This is a genomic window from Marinobacter antarcticus (assembly GCF_011049865.1).
In the GTDB taxonomy this organism is placed as follows: Bacteria; Pseudomonadota; Gammaproteobacteria; order Pseudomonadales; family Oleiphilaceae; genus Marinobacter; species Marinobacter antarcticus_A.
The window spans coordinates 1-23,937 of sequence record NZ_DRGY01000034.1; the positions used below are offsets into that span (position 1 = coordinate 1).

At 56.1% G+C, this 23,937-nt stretch carries 21 protein-coding genes; 4 read left to right on the forward strand and 17 right to left on the reverse strand.

Annotated elements, in window-relative coordinates; all coding sequences use genetic code 11:
- Window positions 1-151: 151 nt before the first annotated feature.
- The 6 genes from ENI00_RS04225 to ENI00_RS04250 form a co-directional block, all read right to left on the reverse strand.
- Window positions 152-913 (reverse strand): slipin family protein, encoded by a 762-nt coding sequence (locus ENI00_RS04225; protein WP_304099254.1) that lies wholly within the window; start codon window positions 911-913, stop codon window positions 152-154.
- 14 nt (window positions 914-927) lie between these two features.
- A complete protein-coding gene (locus ENI00_RS04230) occupies window positions 928-2,352 on the reverse strand; it encodes an NfeD family protein (protein ID WP_304099256.1) in 1,425 nt (474 codons plus the stop codon).
- 27 nt (window positions 2,353-2,379) lie between these two features.
- Window positions 2,380-3,429, reverse strand: coding sequence for a L,D-transpeptidase family protein (locus tag ENI00_RS04235; protein WP_304099258.1), 1,050 nt, complete (start codon window positions 3,427-3,429; stop codon window positions 2,380-2,382).
- A gap of 53 nt (window positions 3,430-3,482) precedes the next feature.
- The gene (locus tag ENI00_RS04240) at window positions 3,483-4,052 is read right to left on the reverse strand and encodes a TMEM165/GDT1 family protein (protein WP_304099260.1); all 570 of its coding nucleotides are present in this window, start codon (window positions 4,050-4,052) and stop codon (window positions 3,483-3,485) included.
- 278 nt (window positions 4,053-4,330) lie between these two features.
- A complete protein-coding gene (locus ENI00_RS04245; RefSeq protein ID WP_304099264.1) occupies window positions 4,331-4,756 on the reverse strand; it encodes a MarR family transcriptional regulator in 426 nt (141 codons plus the stop codon).
- A gap of 179 nt (window positions 4,757-4,935) precedes the next feature.
- On the reverse strand, window positions 4,936-6,222 hold the full coding sequence (locus ENI00_RS04250; protein ID WP_304099266.1) for an MFS transporter: 1,287 nt from the start codon (window positions 6,220-6,222) through the stop codon (window positions 4,936-4,938).
- A gap of 270 nt (window positions 6,223-6,492) precedes the next feature.
- Between ENI00_RS04250 and ENI00_RS04255 the strand changes: the two genes are divergently transcribed.
- Together ENI00_RS04255 and ENI00_RS04260 are read left to right on the forward strand one after the other, a co-directional pair.
- Window positions 6,493-7,395 carry a WYL domain-containing protein gene (locus ENI00_RS04255; protein WP_304099268.1) on the forward strand — a complete coding sequence of 301 codons (903 nt, stop codon included), beginning with the start codon at window positions 6,493-6,495 and terminating at the stop codon, window positions 7,393-7,395.
- A gap of 10 nt (window positions 7,396-7,405) precedes the next feature.
- Entirely contained in the window at window positions 7,406-9,151 is a 1,746-nt protein-coding gene (locus ENI00_RS04260; RefSeq protein ID WP_304099270.1) for an ExeM/NucH family extracellular endonuclease, read from the forward strand.
- Between the two features lie 38 nt (window positions 9,152-9,189).
- On the opposite strand, the gene queE is transcribed toward ENI00_RS04260, so the two are convergent.
- The 3 genes from queE to ENI00_RS04275 all read right to left on the reverse strand — a co-directional run bounded on the left by queE (window position 9,190) and on the right by ENI00_RS04275 (window position 10,880).
- Window positions 9,190-9,846, reverse strand: coding sequence for a 7-carboxy-7-deazaguanine synthase (gene queE / locus ENI00_RS04265; protein WP_304099272.1), 657 nt, complete (start codon window positions 9,844-9,846; stop codon window positions 9,190-9,192).
- A complete protein-coding gene (queC, locus tag ENI00_RS04270) occupies window positions 9,846-10,511 on the reverse strand; it encodes a 7-cyano-7-deazaguanine synthase QueC (protein WP_304099275.1) in 666 nt (221 codons plus the stop codon). The genes queE and queC overlap by 1 nt, the downstream gene beginning before the upstream one ends.
- Window positions 10,512-10,601: 90 nt before the next feature.
- Window positions 10,602-10,880: a hypothetical protein gene (locus tag ENI00_RS04275; protein ID WP_304099278.1), complete on the reverse strand. Its 279-nt coding sequence runs from the start codon at window positions 10,878-10,880 to the stop codon at window positions 10,602-10,604.
- 216 nt (window positions 10,881-11,096) lie between these two features.
- Here ENI00_RS04275 and ENI00_RS04280 point away from each other — a divergent pair, with 216 nt between their 5' ends.
- Window positions 11,097-11,441 carry a hypothetical protein gene (locus ENI00_RS04280; RefSeq protein WP_304099280.1) on the forward strand — a complete coding sequence of 115 codons (345 nt, stop codon included), beginning with the start codon at window positions 11,097-11,099 and terminating at the stop codon, window positions 11,439-11,441.
- A gap of 9 nt (window positions 11,442-11,450) precedes the next feature.
- On the opposite strand, the gene ENI00_RS04285 is transcribed toward ENI00_RS04280, so the two are convergent.
- Window positions 11,451-12,737 (reverse strand): serine hydrolase domain-containing protein, encoded by a 1,287-nt coding sequence (locus ENI00_RS04285; RefSeq protein WP_304099283.1) that lies wholly within the window; start codon window positions 12,735-12,737, stop codon window positions 11,451-11,453.
- Between the two features lie 111 nt (window positions 12,738-12,848).
- Between ENI00_RS04285 and ybaK the strand changes: the two genes are divergently transcribed.
- Entirely contained in the window at window positions 12,849-13,319 is a 471-nt protein-coding gene (gene ybaK / locus ENI00_RS04290) for a Cys-tRNA(Pro) deacylase (RefSeq protein ID WP_304099286.1), read from the forward strand.
- Between the two features lie 80 nt (window positions 13,320-13,399).
- Here ybaK and ENI00_RS04295 read toward each other — a convergent pair whose 3' ends face one another.
- The 7 genes from ENI00_RS04295 to ENI00_RS04325 all read right to left on the reverse strand — a co-directional run bounded on the left by ENI00_RS04295 (window position 13,400) and on the right by ENI00_RS04325 (window position 23,760).
- Window positions 13,400-15,643, reverse strand: coding sequence for an NADP-dependent isocitrate dehydrogenase (locus ENI00_RS04295; protein ID WP_304099289.1), 2,244 nt, complete (start codon window positions 15,641-15,643; stop codon window positions 13,400-13,402).
- Between the two features lie 403 nt (window positions 15,644-16,046).
- Window positions 16,047-18,038, reverse strand: a complete 1,992-nt coding sequence (locus tag ENI00_RS04300; RefSeq protein WP_304099293.1) for an acetoacetate--CoA ligase — start codon at window positions 18,036-18,038, stop codon at window positions 16,047-16,049.
- A 16-nt stretch (window positions 18,039-18,054) separates the two neighbouring features.
- Complete coding sequence (locus ENI00_RS04305; protein WP_304099296.1) at window positions 18,055-18,834, reverse strand: 3-hydroxybutyrate dehydrogenase; 780 nt, start codon at window positions 18,832-18,834, stop codon at window positions 18,055-18,057.
- A gap of 13 nt (window positions 18,835-18,847) precedes the next feature.
- On the reverse strand, window positions 18,848-20,212 hold the full coding sequence (locus ENI00_RS04310; protein ID WP_304099298.1) for a TRAP transporter large permease: 1,365 nt from the start codon (window positions 20,210-20,212) through the stop codon (window positions 18,848-18,850).
- A complete protein-coding gene (locus tag ENI00_RS04315) occupies window positions 20,212-20,850 on the reverse strand; it encodes a TRAP transporter small permease subunit (protein ID WP_304099300.1) in 639 nt (212 codons plus the stop codon). The genes ENI00_RS04310 and ENI00_RS04315 overlap by 1 nt, the downstream gene beginning before the upstream one ends.
- Before the next feature lie 117 nt (window positions 20,851-20,967).
- The gene (locus tag ENI00_RS04320; protein WP_304099302.1) at window positions 20,968-22,020 is read right to left on the reverse strand and encodes a TRAP transporter substrate-binding protein; all 1,053 of its coding nucleotides are present in this window, start codon (window positions 22,018-22,020) and stop codon (window positions 20,968-20,970) included.
- Between the two features lie 327 nt (window positions 22,021-22,347).
- Window positions 22,348-23,760 carry a sigma-54 interaction domain-containing protein gene (locus ENI00_RS04325; protein ID WP_304099304.1) on the reverse strand — a complete coding sequence of 471 codons (1,413 nt, stop codon included), beginning with the start codon at window positions 23,758-23,760 and terminating at the stop codon, window positions 22,348-22,350.
- Window positions 23,761-23,937 lie beyond the last annotated feature (177 nt).

The window sequence follows — 23,937 nt, forward strand, 5'->3', positions numbered from 1 at the left end:
AAGAAGGTCTTTGACCAATGGGGACTCGTGTCGTTGCTTGATACAGTATTACGGCTTCAGTGCCGACCATGAACCGCCGTATACGGAACCGTACGTACGGTGGTGTGAGAGGACGGCGGGAGTAATCCCGCCTCCTACTCGATCCCTCACATTACGCCTGGGGCTTTTTTTCCATGAACGTTTTCAACACGTCGATGGGTAGCGGAAACACGATGGTGGAGGAATTGGTATTGCTCATGTCTGAGAGGGTTTGCAAGTAACGCAACTGCATGGCACCCGGTTCTGCAGACATGACCTTTGCCGCTTCCACCAGCTTCGTTGAAGCCTGTAGTTCGCCTTCTGCGTGAATCACCTTTGCCCTTCGCTCACGTTCCGCTTCAGCTTGGCGTGCAATAGCCCGGATCATCGATTCATCAAGGTCTACGTGCTTGATCTCAACGTTAGCAACCTTGATACCCCATTCTTCGGTTTGAGCATCAATGATCTCTTGAATGTCGACGTTGAGCTTGTCCCGCTCTGACAACATTTCATCGAGATCGTGCTTGCCCAACACAGATCGAAGCGTGGTTTGGGATAACTGACTGGTCGCCGAGTTGAAATCCTCAACCCGGATGATGGCCCGCTCCGGGTCAACCACTCGAAAATAAAGCACGGCATTCACTCGCACCGTTACGTTGTCGCGAGAAATCACATCCTGACTGGGCACGTCCAGGGTGATCAAACGAAGGTCCACCCGAACAATTTGCTGAATACCAGGAAGTATGAAAAGTAATCCTGGCCCTTTCACCCCCTGAAACCGACCCAGAAAAAACACCACGCCACGCTGGTATTCCGGCAGGATTTTTATTGAAGCGCCCAAGATCAGCAACAACACCACAATGGGTGTTGCCCAGGAAATCAGATTACCAATCATACAGCCTCCTCATTTCACGGTTGCTTACTGTGCATCGGGTCTGACCGATCATTGGACAGCTTTACACTGACCGTCAGGCCATCAATTCCGGTGATCTGCAAGGCATCACCTTGATAAACAGGGTGTTGGCTGATCGCCCTCCAACGCTCTCCCGTCAGGCGCACATGTCCCCGGTAACCGCTGTCAGCTGCCCCAAGGAAGTCATCCAGAGCTAGCGCCTTTTCATGGACGAGCTGTTCGGCACCGCTTACCGGGTGTTTTTTGCGTAAACTGACAAGCCGGGTAACGGTCCATAGCATAAAACCCGCCGCTACGGCCGCCGTACCACCAATCGCGGGAAGCGAGACCGCCCGGCGGCTGCCATCCATGAGAATGACCGATCCGATCACAAACGCAACCAGGCCGCCAACCCCGAGAATACCGAAACTGGGCGCCAGGGATTCTCCGACAATAAACCCCAGCCCCAGAAGTATCAGTGCCAGGCCAGCGTAGTTAACCGATAACACCTGGAATGCAAACATAGCCAGAATCAAACAGATTGCGCCAACAACACCTGGCACAACCGCACCTGGGCTTGCGAGCTCGAAAATAATGCCGTAGAACCCGATAATCATCAGGAAATAGGCAACGTTGGGGTGGGTAATCACAGAGAGCAGGCGGGTACGCCAGCCCGGCGGCATTCGGATTGTTTCAAGGGCGGCCGTCCGCAGGGTCATATCACCAGACCCCATGCGCACAGTGCGCCCGTCAATCTGGCGCATCAGATCTGGCAGGTCCGCCGCAACAACATCTATAACGTTGTTATCCAATGCTTCGCGGGCGCCAATGTTTACAGCCTCACGGACCGCTTCTTCTGCCCAATCTGCATTCCGGCCATGACGCGTTGCCAGACCGCGGATGTAGCTAACCGCATCCTCCAGAATTTTTCGCTCCATGGGCGTTTCGCCCCGGCGCTTGCCATTCTTGTCGGTATCATTTTGCGCTGAGCCGCCCATCTGAACCGGCGTTGCGGAACCCAGATTAGTAGCAGGCGCCATCGCCGCAATGTGGCTGGCGAACAGGATATAAGTGCCGGCACTGGCAGCACGTGCGCCCTGAGGTGTTACATAAGTCGCGACTGGCACGTCAGATCCAAGAATGGCCTTGATGATCTCCCTCATGGAGTCCATGAGGCCGCCAGGCGTATCCATCTCGAGAACCACCAGCTTTGAGCCTTCGGCTTCAGCTCGGCGAATTCCGCGTATCACGTAATCCATCGTGGCAGGGCCAATAGCGCCCTCAACCGTTAAAACAAGCGCGCTTCCCTTGTTTTGTTGTTGGGCGAAAGCCTGATGAGCCAGGGCAGCCAAAACCAGCAGCGTACCGGCCAGAAAAACCGTGAGCCATATTCCGAACCACCTTTTTTGGCGGTCTGATTTCACAGGATGGTAAGACAGCATATCGCCTCCCCGGATCCAAAAAATCAATCAAAAATACAGCGTCTGCTTCGGTTTATCCGGCGTGGAAGACTGCTTGTCTTCCGGCGTTTCGTCAGCGGCCATACGTACAACCTGTTCACCCACCATGGCAGGAATTCCGTCTGCCTGGTCAACAGCCAGTTCTATTGCTTGACGCTGAACCTCAACATTCGGGTGCTTCTGTCGGAACGCTTCCACTTCCAAGGTCACTTCCCGCCACAAGCGATCCCGATCCTTCTTACTATAGTCTTCATGGGGGCGATGAACCTCAAGCCAAACCTCGCCGCCGGACATCCCCATTTTTACCGGATCATTCACAATCTGAACGGGCGTGCCCTTGCTCACCTGATAAACAAATCGGGAGATGTCGTCGTTGTACATGCGAAAACAGCCGTGACTGACCTGCATACCTACGCCAAACTGTTTGTTCGTGCCGTGAATCAGATAGCCCTTCTCACTAAGCATCAACGCATGACTGCCCAACGGATTCTCCGGGCCAGGGGGAATCATTCGCGGCAAAAAATCGCCCGAGGCCTTGTATTGCGCACGAATGCTGGCGGGGGGGTACCACGCGGGCGATTCCAGGGCCATGGTTACCTTGGCATCCGTCAGCGGAGACGGGTTGTCATCGGTGCCGACACCCACCGGGTAAACCTGCACGCTGTTCCCTGTAAAATAGTAAAGCCGGTATTCCGCCAGGTTGATAACAATGCCTTCCCGGCGCGCATCGGGCATCACGTAGTGGCGCGGCAAGGTAATGGTGGTGCCTTCACCAGGCAGCCATGGATCCACACCCGGGTTCGCTTTCGCCAATTCGAGATAACCCAAGGCAAGCTGACTGCCCACTTCGGCAAACGTATCTTCATAATGAGTGGTATACACACCCAAATGGCCGGCCAGATCTCCCTTTATTTCAAGCGTTGGCACCCGGGGGCTGCGATCAGGCGCCGTAACAGGGCCAGGCTTTTCAGGCGTGCTGCTTTGCTCTGCCGCCCACAAGGGCTGGAAAGCCAGGGTACCCGCTAGCAACATCAGGGCTGAATACTTTTTAAATCCCATACTTTTCATTCCAGAAAAACCTGCATCTTCGCATTCCATGACAGCCGTCGCTCTCAAGAGTTCCAAACGACCGATGAAAGGGTCACAGCGGCCATGATCGCGAACAGAATGCTTGCACAAACCCGAGCGGTCGCCAGTGGCAAACGATCCATCAACCAGTGTCCTGCCATGATAACCGGTATATTCGCTAGCAACATCCCCAGTGTTGTACCGACAATCACCCAGAACGTTTCGGTAAAACGCGCCGCCAGCACTACGGTCGCAATCTGGGTTTTATCACCGATCTCTGCCAGGAAAAACATCACGGTTGTCGCCATGAAGGCCCCCATGCCCAGAAAGCGCGAGTCTTCGCTGTCGTCTTTGTCTGGAATCAGCAGCCACAGTGCAATAACCACAAAACTGAGCGCGAGAATCCAGGGCAGCCACGGAGCCGGAATCCAAGCGGCAACCCAAGCGCCAAACCAGGCAGAAAGTGCGTGGTTCAGAATGGTGGCAACCAGAATTCCCATGATAATGGCGGAACGTTGGGCGTAACGAGCTACAAGGAAGAGCGAAAGCAATTGGGTCTTGTCGCCGATTTCTGCAACCGCAACGGCGAGGGTAGAGGTGAAAAGTGCATCCATGGATGTGTCCGGGGCGGATAGTCAGACAGGAGACAGCATTACCTTCCGCCCTTGGAGGTAAGTCTGCCTCAGGTCTTGCCAATTTCATCGATATACTGACGAAACACGATGGCCATGGGGATTGTGCCCCAAGTATGTTGACCAACGTCCGCTACCGGGTGCCGGGCGCGGAGACTACTCCCCTGAAGAGAAGAACTGCATATTAAACAATCATCACAACCATGGCAACCGATCGAATAAGGCACGCCCGAGCCCACATCGAAGCGGTCTCGGACGGGTTATTTCTGCTTTTCAGCGTTGCTCATGATTTTTTGGAACACTTTCAGAGAACTCTCGATATCGTCAAGGCTAATACCGTCAAGCATTTCGTCCCGCAGCGTGTTAGCCCGAGCGGACAGCACGTCCATGAACTCCCTACCCGGATCGGTAAGATGCAAACGCCGGGCCCGGCGATCATTGGGGCAAGCGCGGCGCTCAATCAAATGCTGCTGTTCCAGGCTGTCGAGCAGGCGAACCAGCGTCGGGTTTTCAATGGCCATCAGGCTGGCCAGCTCGCGCTGGGTCAGACCTTCACCACCCTGCTGAAGGTAGACCATGGTGGTCCAGCGGGCCTGTGTGACGCCCAGGTCTTTCAGGCGCTCGTCCAATAACTTACGCCAACGGCGGGTGACCCGGGCAACGGCAAAGGGAAACTGATCTTTCATTGTTAATACTCCGTTCTGGGTCGGAATCGCCATTCGCGAATCATGCAGCACCCATCAAAAGGCTTACTTTACGGGAAAGATACCAATAGTAAGCTAACAATTCAAACAAAAACAGATGTGCAAGCAAAACAGAATGGTAATGAACCGAACGATACCTTTTCTTCCGCACAGCCGCGCTGTTAGCTTTGCTGCCGTGCGGGCTCCTGACTCGTGTCGTCAGTCACGGAAGACATATGGAACTCCGTATTGCGCGGATCCAATTCCGTCAGCACAGAGGAGGTTTCGGGCATGGCTGGCACATAGTCTTGTTGATCCTCCACCGCCACATCGTCTGTGTAGGTAATGCGCAAAGACGTGATCACCGCAAGCACAAAAAGGAACCCCGCATTACCAAGGAACAAGCCTTTCGGTCCCATCATGTTGATCAGCTCAGCCATCACAATAGGGCCAATAACGCTGCCAACACCGTAACTGAGGAGCAGGGTGGCGCTGGCCGCCACAATCCGGGTGCTTTCCATGCGATCGTTGGTTATTGCAACGGATATGGGGTAAATCATTGCCGAAAGGCCGGTGAACAGCCCCACTAGAACCATGAGCAGCCAAAGATTTCCAGTGCCCAACAAACTGACAGCCACCGCCGCCAGCGCGGCCGTACACGCGACCCAGAACATAACGCGGCGGCGATCAAAACTGTCGCACAACCGCCCCAACGGCCAGGCCAGAATCATGGCCGCAATAATGGCGCAGGCCATAAACGTGGAGGTTTTGGCAACATCAAGCCCCATCAGCGTTGCGTAAACCGGCCCCAACGCATAAAACCCGCCGATCAACACACCGCAGATCACAGCACCGGACACCCCGGTAAACGATTCACGCCCGAGGGTGAAAAAGGAAATGCGCTGAACCTTTTCGATAATCGGCGCTTCCATTTGGGTCAAACACAAAGGAATCAACGCCAGCGCCAGCAGAATTGCGGCCAGAGAATAAGGCATGAAACTGGCCGGATCGCCCAAGTTTATAATGAGCTGGCCGCCAGCGGCAGACAGGTAAAAAACGATCTGGTAAACGGCGAACAGGGCGCCTCGATTACTGTTGCTGGCGCGGCTGGAGAACCAGCTTTCGATAACAACCAGCACGCCCGCGATGCTGAACCCCGAAAGCACCCTCAGAACCGCCCAGAATTCCGTGGATATAGCCATGGGATACAAGAGTGCAGTTACGGCAGCAACCGCCGCAAACACCGCGAACGCACGGATATGGCCAACCCGGCCGATAATATGATGTACGTAAAGAGTGCCCAGAACGAAACCGATGGAATAGCACACCAGCACCCAGCCGATAATATCGGGGGAAACCGATTCGATACTCAGGCGAATACCCAACAAGGTCATCAGAAAAGCGTTTCCGCTGACAAGCAGAACGATACTCAGAAGCAAAGCTGACAGGGAAGTGACCATTCGGGCCATTGCGAAAACTCCGGATTTGACGATTCGGATTGGTGGGGCTGAAAACGAGCGTAGTTGCTCTATCCGGACTTTACTGCAGCCATATTACAACAGCACCTCAACGGCGTGACTACTACGCACTTCCCGCAGTTCAGCGCCGAAGCTCATTGCGTCAAACGCGGCTATGACGCGGTTTCACAATGTTTCACATTAATGTGCCGTAACAGACCCGGCGTAACATAGAAGGTAACATTAGCGACAGTTATTTAATAAAACCGTGAGCGCTTGGTTATGAAAAAAACGGACTGGCCCATCCGCTGGGATTTGCTGCTTCGCTACCGACTTATTGAAACCATTGCTTTGTGGGAAGGTCGACTGACCACAAACCACATTTGTCACAGCTTTGGTATTGGCCGGCAGCAGGCATCCAAGGACATAAACACGTATTTGCGCGAGCTGGCCCCGGGCAATCTTGTCTATGACCGTCACCTCAAGGGTTACGTGCCGGCCCCCCATTACCGGCCCGTTGTAACCCGGGGGAACGTCAGCGAATATCAGGATTTGCTGGCACGCCAGCAAAACCTCAGCAACACCTTTGAAGAGCTCGATATCGGCCTGCCCGACAGCACGGTTGTATTCGGCCTCAATCGGGTTATCGCACCTGAAACCATGCGCGCCGTCGTTGCCGCCACCCGCCATGGTCGTCAACTCAAAGCGAGCTACGCCTCTCTGAGCCGTCCTGAAGCGGTTGAGGGTATTCTGGAACCGCACACGTTAGTGTGCACCGGCAATAACTGGCACCTGCGCGCCTGGAGCGACTCCAATCGCGAATTCCGGGATTTTGCGCTTAGCCGTTTTCATACGGCCCCCACAGCGCTGCGGCAAAAAGCAAAGCACACCAGCGAGCAGGACGAGGACTGGAATCGTAACGTCACCATGACGATCTCACCCGATCACCGCCTGACGGCAGCGCAGCAAAAGATCATCGCTCTTGATTACGGTATGAAAAATGACCGCCTCGATGTTGATACCCGGGCTGCCTTGGCACCCTATGTACTCTCACGGCTCGGCATCACGCTGGACAATCATCATCCTGATCCGTTGATACAGCAACTTGAACTGACCAATCCGGATCAACTCGGGTTCGGCAGCAAACGCGAACGCGCCCTGAAAGCCGTCGCCGGGCACAGTTAAGCTGGACAGCGTGGCCCCATGGACCCTGCTCATTGCCTTGTTGCTGCCGGCCTCACAGGGTTTGGCGGCCAACGTCTGTGGCGCTCAGGCGACGCCAATCTCTGAGATTCAGGGCCGGGGTGACACCTCCCCGCTCGCAGGCGACCGCGTTACGGTAGAAGGTGTGCTCACCTTCGACGCTCGCATCGACGGCGGGTTTGACGGTTTTTACATACAACAGGCCGATGGCGAAACCGACGCCAATCCCGAAACCTCCGAAGCTCTGTTCATTTATACCCGCGAAAAGACCGGTGCTCCAGGTGAACGCTTGCGCGTCACGGGCACTGTAAAAGAATTTCATGGTCTCACCGAGTTAACCGACATCCAAACTATAGTGGCCTGCGGTTTGGCGCCCCTTCCCCACGCACGAATTTTGACACTGCTTTGGCCAGAAGCTCTGGAGTCTCTCGAAAACATGCGCGTGCGGGTGGACCAGCCTCTGACGATCGTCGATTCCTGGAACCTCGCCCGTTACGGCGAGCTCACACTGGCTTCCGGCGAGCAGGTGATCCCTACGGAATATCTGGAGCCAGGCCCACAGGCAAAAGAACTTGCAGATCGAAACCGGCAGCGAAAATTGATGCTGGACGATGGTCGAGGCGTTCGCGAGCCCCGGCCGATACCCTGGCCACCCGGCGGCCTGGGTGCCGAAAACAGCTTTCGTAGCGGGGATGAAATTCGGGAGCTTTCGGGCATTCTTGATTACCGGTTTGACGCCTGGCGGATACAACCCGGGGAACCACCGATTTTCAGATCGGTTAACGCAAGACCGCCCGCACCGGGCCGGCCGGCGGAGCCCCATGTCCGGATCATGACCATGAATCTGGAGAACTACTTTAACGGCGACGGTGCCGGCGGCGGCTTTCCGACAGCGCGAGGCGCGCCAACGGCTATGGCTTTTGAGGTGCAACAAAGGCGGTTGGTGGAAGCACTCCGACGGCCAGACCCGGATATTCTGGCGGTGACCGAACTCGAAAATGACGGTTACGGCAAAAACAGCGCAATAGCACAACTGGCCAATGCGCTCGGGCCAAAGTGGGCCTTCGTCAAGACCCCTGGCGCCGACGGTCAGGACAAGATCCGCACGGGGTTACTGTATCGTCGCGATCGTATCGACGCCGAGGCCCCACCGAAACGCCTGAACAGCGGCGTCTTCAGCAGCAGAGGCCGCCCGCCGCTGGCGCAGATTTTCCGGCCTACGGGCCAACGGCTTGCCATTCAGGTCGTGGTGTCACACCTGAAATCAAAGTCTTGCCGGGGCGCAAACGGTGATAACCGAAACAGAAACGATGGTCAGGGGTGCTACGCCGGGCGCCGCACAGAGACCGCGCACGCCATAGTGAAATGGATTGAGCAGCTGCCGCAGGCTCCTGCTCTGGCAGGCACTCTGATCACCGGGGATCTCAACAGCTATTTCCGGGAGGCGCCGCTGAGCGTTCTGCGGCGCGCAGGGTATACCAGCATGGTGCATCACTTTCATCCCTGCACGCCACAGCAATGCGATCATTACACCTATCGGTACAAGGGTGAAAAGGGCTCGCTGGATTACGCGCTCGCCTCGCCATCACTCAAGCCCCGAATTCTCGGTGCCAGAACCTGGAACATCAATACCGACGAACCGCCTTCTGCGGGATACAAAACCAGCCTTTCGGATACCGATGCGTCGCCGTGGCGTTCTTCCGATCACAATCCGGTAATTACTGACATCAGGCTTTAGCGGATTCTCAGCTCACTCGCACACGGGTTAACCGGTGATCAGTCAATGCCGATGATTTTGTGCATCTGTAAGGTCAGGCGCCAGCGAGGATGCGCCAGGCAGTAATCCGTGGCCTTGCGGGTGTTACTCTGTTTGATCGGGTCTTCGCCGCCATCCGGAGCTGACGGTGACGCCATGGGTGACAGGAAAAAGTGACGGGCTTTTATGTGACTGAACCGTTCTGGCATGGCTTTCGATTGCGGGTACACCAGTTTGAGCTCATCGCAAGTTTCAATCACCACAGAGGCGTCGGCTTTGGGACTCATGCACAGCCAGTCAATGCCAGCCGGCGCGGGCAAGGTGCCATTGGTTTCTACGCCCACCTCAAACCCCTGTTGGTGCAGCGCATCAATCAGTTTGCCATCCAACTGCAACAAGGGCTCTCCGCCGGTGCACACCACATAGGGTGCTCCGGGTGCATCTGGCCAGAGGCTGCGAATGTGGGCCGCCAACGCCTCGGCGGTTGCAAAGGCCCCGCCATTCTGGCCATCCGTGCCCACAAAGTCTGTGTCGCAAAAATTGCACACCGCCGTTGCCCGGTCTTTTTCCCGGCCGGTCCACAGGTTGCATTTACTGAAACGACAGAACACCGCCGCTCGACCCGCCTGAGCGCCCTCACCCTGCAAGGTATAAAAGGCTTCCTTGACGCGGTACATCAGCGCGCAACCTCATAGGCCAGGGGGTCTGCAAGGCCGTTGTCAGAGAAGGCTTCGAGCCGCTCTACACAAGAACCACATAGCCCGCATGCTTTCTCCCGTCCGTTGTAACACGTCCAGGAGTGGGTGTAGTCGAGTCCCATCCCAAGGCCCTCGGCAAGAATGTCGCCCTTACTCATGTGCATAAAAGGCGCGTCGATACCGACGGGCTCATAGTTCGCTATCCGACAGACGGCATTCATTTTATCCACAAATTCCGGTCGACAGTCCGGATAAATGGCGTGATCGCCACCGTGGGCACCGTACCAAACGGCCGTGGCATTCACCGTTACCGCATAGCCTGTCGCCAGAGAAAGCAGGATCATATTGCGATTGGGTACCACCGTGGCCTTCATGCTTTCTTCTTCGTAATGGCCTTCGGGTATGTCTTCGCCGGAGGTCAACGCGGAGCCCGCCATGACCTCACTCATCGCCCGAATATCGACAACCTTGTGGGGAATGTCCAAGTCAGTACAAACGGCGCGAGCAACGTCCAGTTCGCGAACGTGGCGCTGACCGTAATCGAACGACAATGCATGAACCCGCATCCCTTTGGCGCGTGCCCGATGCAGCAGGGTAAATGAGTCCATGCCTCCGGAATAAATTACAACAACGGTGTCAGACATGCAGGCTCCTGGCGAACGGTCTTGAATTAAATACCCGGCAGGCAACGTAAGTAAGTGGCTTTGTTACGTCCGGAGAACAGCGAGGGCGTATTATAACAGTGCAAAGGCGGATTGGGTTTGTGACTGCTCATCTAGATCCCAGTTCTGCAGGAAGTCTTTTTTCTGATCAATCATTCGCTCATAGGCTGAAATCATAATGGCTACGTGGGGAGCATTGGCCAGGCGCAGAATTTCAACACGGCGTTCAAGCCGCTCGACTTCTGTGCTGACGCGATGAAGAACGTGAAGTCGCACACTGTCGTGGTGATCCAGTCGAACGTTTCTGGCCGTGGGAGTGTCGTCGCGGTGGGGATAGGCGGGCGGGCGCATTTTTGTCTTTCATCCATTGAGTGGCAGTGTTTCCCTTTACGTAAACAGTTTGCACAACTGGTTACCAAAGTGCAACAAAATGAACAGAGCTTCACTTTTACATCATAACCCGGCGACTGCTCTCAAGCTCAAGCCCAAGGAATCCGGACGAATCCACTGCTATAGTTCTCTTTGCAGTTCCCTTTACCGTTTCTTTACCAGCTATCAGGATCGTTTATGAGCCAGACATCGGTTGCCGACACCCTCCGGGAATATCTTTCTTTGCTTGAGCTGCTAGACGATGCCTATTGGGAGGCCTCCCATATACAGCACAAAGACATGCTGTATGACATCATCAGTATTTTCAGTCAGGAAGTATCCGAGATAAACAAACTCAGCATCCAGGACCACCACTACCCTTATGAGGTGATCACCGAGGGCATTCGCCGTGTTGTGCCCACGCTGGAGCGGTTGGATGAACACCGCGAAGAAATCATTCAGCGCACACAAACGCTGACAGACTTCCGGGATATTCTGTCATCCGTGCTCGGCATTCTGGAAGCTCAACTCCTCACTCTGTGAGCCTTCGTCTCAGGCAGCGAACACGGGGCGTTCGCTTTCGGGGCGCAGCGGGAACTGGCGAGCAATGGTGTAGACAAACTTACCCAACGCAGGGATATGATGCCCGACGATAGGAAACCCGGTGTTGAGCAGGCTCACCGAGATATCCCGCGCCGCATCGGCCCAGCAGAGTTTATTGATCAATCCCACATGCCCGAACGCATAACGGCTTTTTTGACCCCACAGCCCCACCGGGTTGCCGCCCAGCATCATGCCAGCGCTGAAACGCATGGGCATCATCATCGTGCGATCAATCTGTAGCGAACCAAACTGCTGAACGGCCCGGCGAACGGTAATCTCACTGCAAATACGCTTCCCGTTCCAGAGGCCGCCGTTGAGCATCATCTGGAAGAAACGCCCCATTTCCTCAGCCGTGCCGCACAGATTGCCTGCCGGGATCACGGCTTCCTGGAAGCGGGGATCGTTGGTTACCTTTTCCACCGTTGCAATGTTGCCACCCAGCGCGCGGTTAACGATCCAGGATACCGGAAAGCGGGGTGTCGGGCCGGTTGTATAGTTGGTCGCCAGCTCGTGAAGCTTCTCCGCCTGAATCCCGTAGGTGAACCACTTCATGTTCATAGGTTGGCGCAGATGTTTATCAAGATAGTGTTCGATCGTGTCACCGGTCACCTTTTCGAGCACTCGTTGCAGCACATAACCGCCGGTAATCGCATGATACGCAACCTTGGATCCGTTCACCTCTGCAGCTCTGGATTCGCACAACAAACGCCAGACTTCATCCTGGTTCCACAGAACATCAATGGGCGTTTCCTTCGGAATAGCCGGAATACCGCCACGATGCGACAGAATCTGGTGCACTGTGATGGTGCGCTTTCCGTTTGCCGCAAACTCAGGGCAATAATACGATACCGGATCCATCAGGTTGACGAGACCCTGCTCAACGAGCATGTGCATCAGCAAAGCGGTGACGGCTTTGGATGCAGAGAAGTAACAGATGGGCGTTTCTGTGGTCATGGCTATTTTGGGCGTGTCGGCTGAATCGTGGGGACCATTGCCGCTCGCATGGCCAATTGCACGATGCAGTATCTGTTCACCACGATGGCGCACTGATATCTGGATGCCGGGGTGTACACCGGTCCGATACAAGGCTTCGACGTTTTTCCAGATAGTGTCTACAGTACGACTATCCACGCCGGCTGCTTCCGGCTTTTCGCCGGCAACATCGCGATAAGTAACGGTAGAGAGATCCTTGGGAACCTTGCAACTGTGCAGTGCACGACGGGCTATTGGGTTCATCGGATACGCCTTCGTAATGGTGACTGTTTTATTCTAACGTCGGGCAGGCCAGCGCCCGCGCTATCATGGGCCGTTAACCGTGAACAAAACGAGCAACTTCAGGAGCAACTCATGACGCCCGGTATCTATGCTATCAGTAAAGCCGGCATTTCCCACAAGGTCCATGAATACGAACACGACCCTGCCAGCGCAGGTTACGGCCACGAAGCCGCGGAAAAAATGGGCGTTGACCCGGCTCGGGTATTCAAAACTCTGGTTGTTACGGTTGATGGCAAAACGCTTGTGGTCGGTGTGGTCCCGGTCACCGGGATGCTGAGCATGAAACGAATCGCCAAGGCCGCTGGCGGTAAAAAGGCCGGAATGGCCGACCCGCAAGAGGTTCAGCGCCGCACCGGCTATGTGATGGGGGGCGTTAGCCCTCTGGGACAGAAGAATCCGCTGAAAACCTTTATTGATGCATCGGCCGGAGCCTTTGACACCGTCTATATCAGCGCAGGTCGACGGGGGTTGGAGATTGAGCTTTCGCCCCGAGATCTGGCCCAGCTCACCGGCGGCCAACTGGTACCGCTGCAGCAGGAATAAAAAAACCCGGAGCGCCGTATCGAGGCGCTCCGGGTTTCTACCTCAGGCGGCCGGGCAACATGCCCGCCTGCCATCCGGGATTACTTCACCGATGCGCGAGCATCTTCCATAATCCGGTTGAGGGTTTCACTTGGCTGCATGATCGCCTTCACTTTGGCTGCAGACGCGTGGTAGTAGCCGCCAATGTCCGTAGGATTACCCTGGACAACACTCATTTCCTCCAGAATCTTATCCTTGTTCTCTTCCAGCTGCGCTGACAGTTTCATAAAGAACTCTTTGAGTTCCTTGTCGCTATCCTGGCTTGCCATTTCTTCTGCCCAATAGCGGGCCAAGTGGAAATGGCTGCCACGATTATCCAGCTCTCCGGTCACCCGGGAAGGCGACTGGTTGTTTTCCAGCAAGCGCTCCGTGGCCTTGTCGAGTGTCTGGCCCAGCAGGCGTGCCCGGTGGTTGTCGTGCTTTTCGCCCAACTCGTCCAGCGACACGGCAATGGCCAGGAACTCACCCAGCGAATCCCAACGCAGGTGGTTTTCCTGCAGCAGCTGCTGCACATGCTTGGGTGCAGAACCGCCAGCGCCGGTTTCATAGAGACCACCGCCGTTCAGCAGCGGCACGATTGACAGCATTTTGGCACTGGTACCCAGCTCCAGAATCGGGAACAGGTCGGTGAGGTAGTCACGCAGTACGTTGCCGGTGACCGAGATCGTATCCAGACCACGAATCAGGCGTTCCATGGTCCAGCGAATAGCGCGAACCGGCGACTCGATGCGAATATGGAGGCCTTCGGTGTCATGATCTTTCAGGTAAGTATGAACCTTCTTGATCAGCTCGGCGTCGTGCGCACGCTCGTCGTCCAGCCAGAACACCGCAGGCGTGCCGGTAGCGCGGGCGCGATTGACGGCGAGTTTGACCCAGTCGCGGATCGGCAGATCTTTGGTTTGGCAGGCGCGCCAGATATCGCCCTTCTCCACGTTGTGCTCGGTCAGCACCGTGCCGTCTTCGGCGATAACGCGCACCACGCCATCTTCGTGGATTTCAAAGGTCTTGTCGTGGGAGCCGTATTCTTCTGCCTTTTGCGCCATCAGGCCCACGTTTGGCACGGTGCCCATGGTGGTCGGGTCAAACGCGCCGTGGGTTTTGCAGAAGTTGATCGCTTCCTGGTAAATGGTGGCGTAGGTCGACTCAGGCATAATCGCCTTGGTGTCCTTGAGCTTGCCGTCACGAGCCCACATTTTGCCGGAGTTGCGGATCATCGCAGGCATGGACGCGTCAACAATGACGTCGCTCGGGACGTGCAGGTTGGTGATTCCTTTCACGGAGTCAACCATGGCAATTTCCGGGCGGTGCTCGTAGGTTTTATGCAGAGCTTCCTGGATTTCTTCCTGTTTGGACTCCGGAAGCAACTTGATTTTCTCAAGTACGGAAGACAAGCCGTTGTTCGGGTTTACACCGATTTCTTCAAACAGATCGCCGTACTGGTCAAACAGCTCCTTGTAGTAAATCTTCACCGCGTGACCGAACACGATCGGGTGAGAGATTTTCATCATGGTTGCTTTCACATGAAGCGAGAACATAACGCCGGTTTTCTCGCAGTCTTCAATCGCATCTTCAAAGAATTTGCAAAGCGCCTTTTTGCTCATGAACATGCCGTCAAGCACTTCGCCTTCCAGCAATGGAAGGTCGGCTCTGAGTACGGTCTGCTCGCCTTTCTTGTTCTCAAACACAATGCGGGTGTTGGTCGCCTTGTCGAGAGTCAGGGACTGTTCGTTGGAATAGAAATCGCCACCGCTCATGTGCGCTACGTGGGTGCGCGACGCCGGGCTCCACTCGCCCATGGTGTGGGGGTATTTGCGTGCAAATGCTTTGACGGCTGCGGGCGCGCGGCGGTCTGAGTTGCCTTCACGAAGAACCGGGTTCACGGCGCTGCCGAGCACTTTGGCGTAGCGGGCGGTGATCTCTTTTTCTTCGTCGGTTTCAGGGTTTTCCTTGTACTCGGGAAGTTTGTAACCCTGCTCCCTCAGCTCATTGATGGCGGCGCGCAACTGCGGGATGGAGGCAGAAACGTTCGGCAGCTTGATGATGTTGGCATCGGGGTCTTTGGTGTATTCGCCCAGTTCCGAGAGGGCATCCGGAACCCGCTGGCTCTGCTCAAGATGATCAGGGAAGGTTGCAAGAATTCGGGCTGCGAGTGAGATGTCGCTGGTTTCGAATTCGATACCGGCCGGCTTGGCGTAGGTTTCAAGGATTGGAAGGAGGGACCGTGTCGCGAGGGCTGGCGCCTCGTCGGTCAGTGTGTAGATGATTTTGGCTTTGGATGGCTTCATTTTCGTCCTCAGGTTATTAGGTGAGTTCAGGACGGCCATGGTGAGATTGTGCGTCTTGTGGACATCCGACCTTCGCCATGACTGATTTCGGAACTTTTGATAGACCTACTACGATACCATTTTTTCGTAATCTCTGGTTACGATCTTAGTATAAGAACGGACTAACGACTGCGGATCTTCGGTGACAGGGCGATAAAGTGGTGGGAATTTACGAAACTTTCTAACATTCTCTAGCATTCTGATCTGCGGACTTGGGGCAAAAGTGTCGGGATTAATGCTTCCCAAAACCCGCTCAAGCACATCCGTGTGGCGCTTGGGCTCCGCCATCCATGGCTCCGCACAGTTTTGGGAAGCATTAACCCCGCCACTTCTCGAGGTTCCAAATTGCCTTCCGAGATTAAAACTAACCTTTCGGCAGCAAATTCTCCTCAGCAAGCCGGTCCCGAATCTGGTCCAGCGCTTCCGGGTTGCCCAGGGCATCGCGGTTGTCGGCTTTGCTGGAGCCGTTGATCAGGCGGGCGACGGCCAGTTCCACTTTTTTGCCGCTGCGGGTGTAGGGGATATCTGGCACCTGCACGATGTGTTTGGGAACGTGACGCGGGCTGGCGCCTTGGCGGATTCGGGCTCTGAGCTGTTTCAGCAGGTCGTCGGTGAGTTCGTGGCCTTCTGCGGGCACTACGAACAGTATGATTTCCACGTCGCCTTCGATCTGTCGCCCTACTACCAGGCTGTCTTTGATGGCGGCTTCGGTTTCTACCTGGCGGTAGATTTCTGCTGTGCCTATGCGCACACCGCCCGGGTTGAGTGTGGCGTCGGAGCGGCCGTAGATGATGGCGCCGCCGTGCTCGGTGAACTCGATAAAGTCACCGTGGGCCCAAACCCCGGGGAAGGTGTCGAAGTAGGCGGCGCGGTAGCGTTCGCCATCAGCGTCGTCCCAGAAGGCAACGGGCATGGAGGGCATGGGCTGGCGGCAAACAAGCTCGCCTCGGCCCTGGTCGACGGGTTTGCCGTCATCGCCGTAGGCAACGGCGTCAACGCCCAGCAAGCTGCACTGGATTTCGCCCCGGCGCACGGGCAACAAGGGCGTGGAGCCCACAAAGCAACCGCAAATGTCGGTGCCGCCGGCGATTGAACCGAGCAACGCTTTGGGGGCCCCATGGCTGTACATCCAGTCGTAGTCTTCCGGGAGCAGGGGCGAGCCGGTTGAAAACACAACCCTGAGTTTATCCAGATCCAGCGTGTCTGCCGGCGTCAGTCCCGCTTTGCGACAGCCAGCGATAAAGCGGGCGCTGGTGCCGAAGTGGGTAACGCGTTCTTCGGCTACGGTGTCCCACAGGAAGCTCAGGCTGGGGTAGCCAGGTGAGCCGTCTACGGTAATGACGGCGGCGCCGGTTAACAGGGCGGAGGCTTGCCAGTTCCACATCATCCAGCCGCAGGTGGTGAAGTAGAGGAAGCGATCTTCCGGGCCTACATCGCCATGCAGCATGAGTTCTTTGGCGTGGTTCACCAGCAGACCGGCGGTGCCGTGAACAATGCACTTGGGCTTGCCGGTGGTGCCGGAGGAATACAGAATGTAAACGGGATGATCCGGGTCGACAGGCGTAAACGAAGGCGCCTGGCCTGCACCGTAAGCAATGGCCTTGTCCCACGGCGTAACCAGATCGCCCGGCACCGCAGCTTCTCCCGGAAGCTGCTCAACGCTGACAACGCATTTGAGCGTAGGCAGGCCGGCAATCAGTTCCGCAAAATCGTTCTGACGGGCGAAGGTCTTGCCGCCGTATCCGTAGCCGTTCACCACAATCAAGGCGGCAGGCTCAATCTGGCCAAACCGGTCAAGAATGGCACCAATGCCAAAGTCCGGTGACGCGGAGCTCCAGATGGCGCCGAGGCTGGTTGCTGCCAGCATGCCGGCGAGGGCTTCGTAGCCGTTGGTGACAACTCCCGCTACTCGGTCGCCTTTTTCGACGCCCTTGCTGCGCAAAAACGCTTCCAACGCGCCCACATCGTCGTTCAGTTCGCCGTAGGTACGACGCAGAACCGGGCGCGTCTCGCAGTAGGCGACGACTGCTTCATGGCTGGCATGCTCGCCCCCTGCCAGGCGCAGCAGGTTGCCGGCAAAGTTCAGCTTCATACCCGGGAACCACTCGGCACCGGGCATATCCCGCTTGCCCAGCACGGTGGTGGCCGGTGTTTCGCAAATCAAACCACAATAATCCCAGACGTTGGCCCAGAAAGTTTCCAGATCTTCAACGGACCACCGGTGCAGTGCGTGATAATCCGCAAAGGGGCCATAGCCCTGGCCTTCCAGCCAGGTTTTGAACTGGCCCATCCGGGCGTTGTCCAGCATATCCTGTGAAGGAGACCAGACTACGGGTGATTGTTCTGTGTGGCTCATCCGTCGCTCCTGTTGCTTACTGCATATGCCAGCCGTGGCTGACAACAATAGATTGGCCGGTGAGGGCAGCGGAAGGAAAAGCCGCCAGATGCACCGCCAGTTCGGAAACATCTTCTAACGTGGTGAACGCTCCGTCCACGGTGTTTTTCAGCATAACCTTGCTGATCACGTCTTCTTCGGAAATGCCAAGCTCTTTTGCCTGCTCTGGTATCTGCTTGTCAACCAGCGGCGTTCTCACAAAACCGGGGCAAATAATGTTGCTGCGCACGCCGTATTCGGCACCTTCTTTGGCAACCGTACGACACAATCCCAGCATACCGTGCTTTGCGGCCACGTAGGGGGCTTTCAGCGGCGATGCCTCTAGTGAATGCACAGACCCCATGTACAGCACAGTGCCTCCACCGTTGGCGTACATCTGTTTGAGAGCCGCCCGGGTAACCAGAAAGGCGCCATCAAGATGAACGTTCATCACCCGGCGCCAATCCGCATACGCCAGTTTGTGCACCGGGTCTATGTGCTGAATGCCCGCATTAGCCACGGCGATATCCAGCCCGCCCCAGGCTTTTACAATTGCGGCAACACCGTCATCAACGGCGGCCTCGTCTGTTACGTCCATGGCCAACGCCATCGCCGTGCCGCCCGCTTTTTCAATGGCCTCAACGGCTTCTTGTGCGCTTTCAAGCGTGAGGTCTGCAACCGCCACACGAGCGCCTTCACGGCCATAATGTTCGGCGATCGCCCGGCCGATACCACGACCCGCCCCGGTGATCAGGGCAATGCTGTTTTTCAAACGCATGGGTATTGTCTCCTTAGTCGTAAGCCACGCCGGGCAGCCAGGTGGCAATTTCCGGCACGAGGAACACGATGGCCAGCGCGATAAGCTGAATGATAATGAATGGCAGAACGCCCCGGTAGATATCCGTAACCTTGATCTCCGGCGGCGCTACGCCCTTGATGTAAAACAGTGCGAAACCAACCGGTGGGGTCAGGAACGACGTCTGCAGGCACATGGCGAACAGGATGGTGAACCACACCAGGTCAAACCCGAGATGTTGCACAACCGGCGCCACCAGCGGAAGAATAATCAGGGTGATCTCAACCCAGTCCAAGAAGAAGCCAAGCAGGAACACGGCGAACAAAATCGTCAATATCACGCCATAGGGTCCAAATGGCAGCCCCAGCAGCGCGTCTTTGATCACCTCATCGCCACCAAGTCCCCGCAGCACGACAGAGAAGGCCGTTGCGCCAAGAAAAATTGCAAAGATAAACGCAGACGTGCGGGTGGTCTGATACAGCGATGATCGCAGCACGTCCATGTTCAGTCTGCGCGCCATCAGCGCCAGCACCATGGCGCCGAGGGCGCCAACACCGGACGCCTCGGTGGGCGTGGCAATGCCGGCAAAGATGGAACCCAGAACGCCAAGGATCAAAGCCGCCGTCGGCAGAACCGCCTTGGCCACTTCCCAGACCACCGCCCAACTGACTTTTTCAAGGCCTTCCGGCACCGGAGCAATATGCGGCTGGAGCAGCGGGCGGATCATTGCGTAGGCCACATACATGGCCCCCAAAAGAATCCCGGGCAGGAAGGCGCCCATAAACAGATCGCCTACCGACGCCTCCGGCACGGCCAACCGGTCTGCCATCAGTACCAACATAATCGACGGAGGAATCAGAATGCCCAGCGTGCCGGTTGCGCACGCGGTACCCACGGCAAAGCCCTTGTCGTAATTGTTCTCCATCATCACCGGTAGCGACAGCATACCAAGCAGAACCACCGAGGCACCGATAATACCGGTGGTGGCGGCGAGCAGAACACCGATCACAATCACCGTAACCGCGTAGCCGCCCCGAACGTTGCCAAACAGCTTGACCATGCTGTTCATCAACTTTTCGGCAACGCCGGACTTGTCCAGCATGATACCCATGAAAATAAACATCGGCAGCGCCACCAGGGTATCACTGGCGACTATCCCCCAAATTCGCTCGGGCACCAGCCCCAGGGACGACGGGTAATCAAACCAGAGGCTGGCACCAAAGTCTTCAACGGCGACAACGCCAATCAACGTCCAGATCACCGCCGTGCCACCCAGCACCCAGGCAACCGGATAACCGGTCATCAGCAAGGCCCCGAACGTCAGGAACATGCCGATTACAAACAGGGTTTCGAGCTCCATCAGGACGCATCCTCTTTCTTGATATTCCCGGATTCGATCCGGATTGCCTTTGGAAAACCGAACAGCAGCGCCGTCACCTTGAGCAGGCGCGATACGGCAGCCACCAGGATCAGCATGAACGCCAACCCCAGAACGCTTTTGAGCACCCAGCGATAAGGCAGCCCTGCCGGTGCCTGACTGGTCTCGCCAACCTCCCAGGAACTGATGGCATAAGGCACCATCTCGTATATTGCCAGGCAGAGAAAAGGCAGCAGGAGGAACATCAGGCCCAACAGTTCAATCCAGCCCTTGGCTTTCAGCGACAATCGCTCGTGAATGACATCCACCCGCACATGGTCATCAACGACCAGCGTATAGCCCAGCCCCAGCAGCCAGCCGATGCCCGCCAGGTGCCACTGCACTTCTTCGAGTAAGACCGATCCCTGGCCAAACGCATAGCGACCTACAACCGCCCAGATAATGATTCCGGTTACCACAAGCCAGAGCCAGGATGCGCCCTTGCCAATAGCTGAGACCACCCGGTCGAACCACTCGCTGATACCCGTGGTCGGCAGCTCGGTGTGGTGGTGAAGCAAGTCATCAATGTCGGGCATTGATGCCCGTGTTTGTCGCGGTGAGTCTTGATCAGACACCGTCATGGGAACCTTCCCCGCTTAAAAAGCCTGTTGCGAAACAAGGATGGCCCCGAAGGGCCATCCAGACTTGATCAGAGCACACCGGAATTGCTTCCGATGTCTCAAGGTCAGCTCCGATCCTTAAAGGTCAGCCGGAACATAGGCGCGCGTATCCCACACCTTGTAGCTCTTCATAAACTCGTTCTGGCTTTCATAGACGCGCTTGAAGTCAGCATCCTTGGAGGCTTCTTCTTCCAGCACTTCACCGGTGACTTTTTTCAGCTCTTTAAGAACGTCAATGGGGATCTGGTCAGCGTGAACGCCTTTTTCCTGGAAGCCAGCGAGAACCTTGCCGTTCTTGTACTCACCCTCAGCCAGGGCCATGGTTGTTGCGGCAGTGCAAGAGGCTACAACCAACGCTTTCTGCGCTTTGGTCGTTTTCTCCCATGCGTCCTTGTTGATCAGCATGTACTGGGCAGTAAACTGCTGGTGCCAGCCCGGGAACAGATTGTACTTGACCACCTGATCAAAGCCGAGGATCTGGTCGATGGCGGGCATGGAGAATTCAGTGGCATCGATGGTGCCTTTTTCCAGTGCCTGATAGAGCTCACCACCGGGAATCATGGTGACCGAGGCTCCCAGTTTTTCCAGAACCTTGCCACCCAGACCCGCGAAGCGAATCTTCAGACCCTTATAGTCTTCCAGTGTTTCGATTTTTTCTGAATACCAGCCCGCTGTTTCAGGCCCGATAATACCGCACAGCTGAGCGTGCACTTTGAAGCCCTTGTTGGCATAGACTTCCTGCAGCATTTCATGGCCACCGCCGTAGTAGTACCAGCCGGTATAGGCCCAAGGCTTCATACCAAAGGGTACAGCCGCAAACAGAGGAATCGCAGGGACCTTGCCCTGGTCGTACCCGATCCAGGTGTAACCTGCATCAACCTTGCCATCGGAAACAGCCTGCAAGATATCGAATACCGGAACCAGCTTGCCTGGCTCATAGACGCGAACCTGGACGTGGCCATCGGAAGCGGTGTTGAGGCTATCAGCAACCCAGGCGGCAGGCGAACCCAGGCCGGGCAGATTAGTGGCGAAGGCAACTGGCATTTTCCAGCGCAAGTCATCCGCGAAAGCCGATCCGCTAGTCAGGGCGATCACACCGGCGATACCGGTAAGGACCTTTAAGAGTTTCATTGGCGAGTCTCCTAGCATTGTTGTTTTATTTGGCCAGCAAGATAATTTTCCCGATGGCTTAGTCTGAGTCTAGTCAGACATCACAGAAAACGAGACGGACATTTGTAAGTTTCGGGTCTGACAAAAGCGTCAATCTTGTTTTCAGCGTTATTCTGACGTTCTGCATCCCAGGATCAGCAGAGATTATGCCAAGAACTTTTTTATTATATTTATCAATGATATATATAAATTTAAAGAATTCGTTGACCTACACCTGTCCGGAATTTCGAACACTTTAATTCATTAGTCGTAGGTACTTGTACAGATATCAAGACACATGTCCGGAAATCAGGACATTTTTGCCAGTTTCTCGTACAGTACTGAGCGGGAAATACCCAGTAATCGCGCGGCTTTGGTGCGGTTACCCCGGCTTGCGACCAGTGCTTCTTCCACCGCCTGAGCTTCAGCCTCTGCCAGTGTTACGGCTAATGGCCTAACGGGCCGCGATGCGATTTGCGAGGCGGGGCGCGCGCCAACCCGGGGTAGCACTTTGAACATGGCGTCGGCATCCAGCATGCCACCTTCCTCACTCATGGTCAGAGCTCGCTCCAGCACATTACGCAGCTCACGGATGTTCCCTGGCCAGTCATAGCTGGCCAGGGCCGCCACACCGGCATCGGTGATTTCCGCGCGCATGTCGAGCCCTTCACTGATGTCCCAAAGCAGGGTTTCGCACAGCAACCCAAGGTCAGCAAGGCGTTCTCGCAGCGGTGGTATGGGAATTTCCAGCACGTTGAGCCGGTAATACAGATCCGAGCGGAAACTGCCGTCGGCAATCATGGCCTCCAGGTTTCGACTGGTTGCCGCGATAACCCGAACATCGACCGATGTGATCGTGTTGGAGCCCAAAGGCTCGACCTCCCCTTCTTGCAGTGCCCGCAACAGTTTGGCCTGCAGCGCCAAGGGCATGTCACCCACTTCGTCCAGGAACAGCGTGCCGCCGTTAGCCAGCTGGAACTTCCCTTCCCGGAGCTTACGATCCGCACCTGTGTAGGCGCCTGGTGCCACACCGAAGAACTCGGCTTCCAGAAGATTATCGGGAATGGCCGCCACGTTCACACCCACAAAAGGCTTTTCTGCGCGGGTGGAGACGGAGTGGATTGCCTGGGCCAGCACTTCTTTGCCCGTGCCGGTTTCGCCTAACAGCAGCACCGCCATCTCACGGCCGGCCGCCAGACGGGCCCTGCGTTTGACCTCAAGAGCTCCGGGGCTGGCGCCGACAAAATCGCCGAGGCTGTATCGCGTGCTCCTGGCTTTTCTTGCCAACGCCTTGCGAGCCGCCGCCAGATCCTGATGTAACCGTCGGTATTTGCTGACCAACGGTGTGAGGGGTTGCAAATCATCATAGAGCACAAATGCAACGGCGCCGACGATGTTTCCTGAATCGTCGTAATAAGGAAGCCGGGTGACCACCAACTGCTGTTGCTGGTACTCCATAATATCCAGAAGCAGAGGCTTGCCGGTTTCGACAACCTCGGGCATGCGGGTTTCGGGAATTACCTGCCGCACCGGGCGACCGATAACGCCGGCCGGGTCTTTCAAGCCGAGCAGTTGCAAGTAGCTGCTGTTTATCCAGGTAATACGGGCCTCGCGATCGACAGCAATCGCGCCTGCACTGGCTTCCTCGAACATGGGGAAAAGTGCTTCAATCAGTTTCCGGGTCAGCCCGCTTTTGTTTTTCTCACCAAACAACTGTGTCATGTAACGCGCACCGCCGGGTTCAATATCATTCATGTTGAAAGCCCTGACACCCGGCAGCGCCGGGTGTTCTTTCGGAAGTATATGGCCCTCTCAGCAGCGTGAGCAAATGAGAGGACGCGCGATCGTCAGGCTACGGCTATTCCGGGATGCGTAACTCGCCACCCAACAGGCGGATAC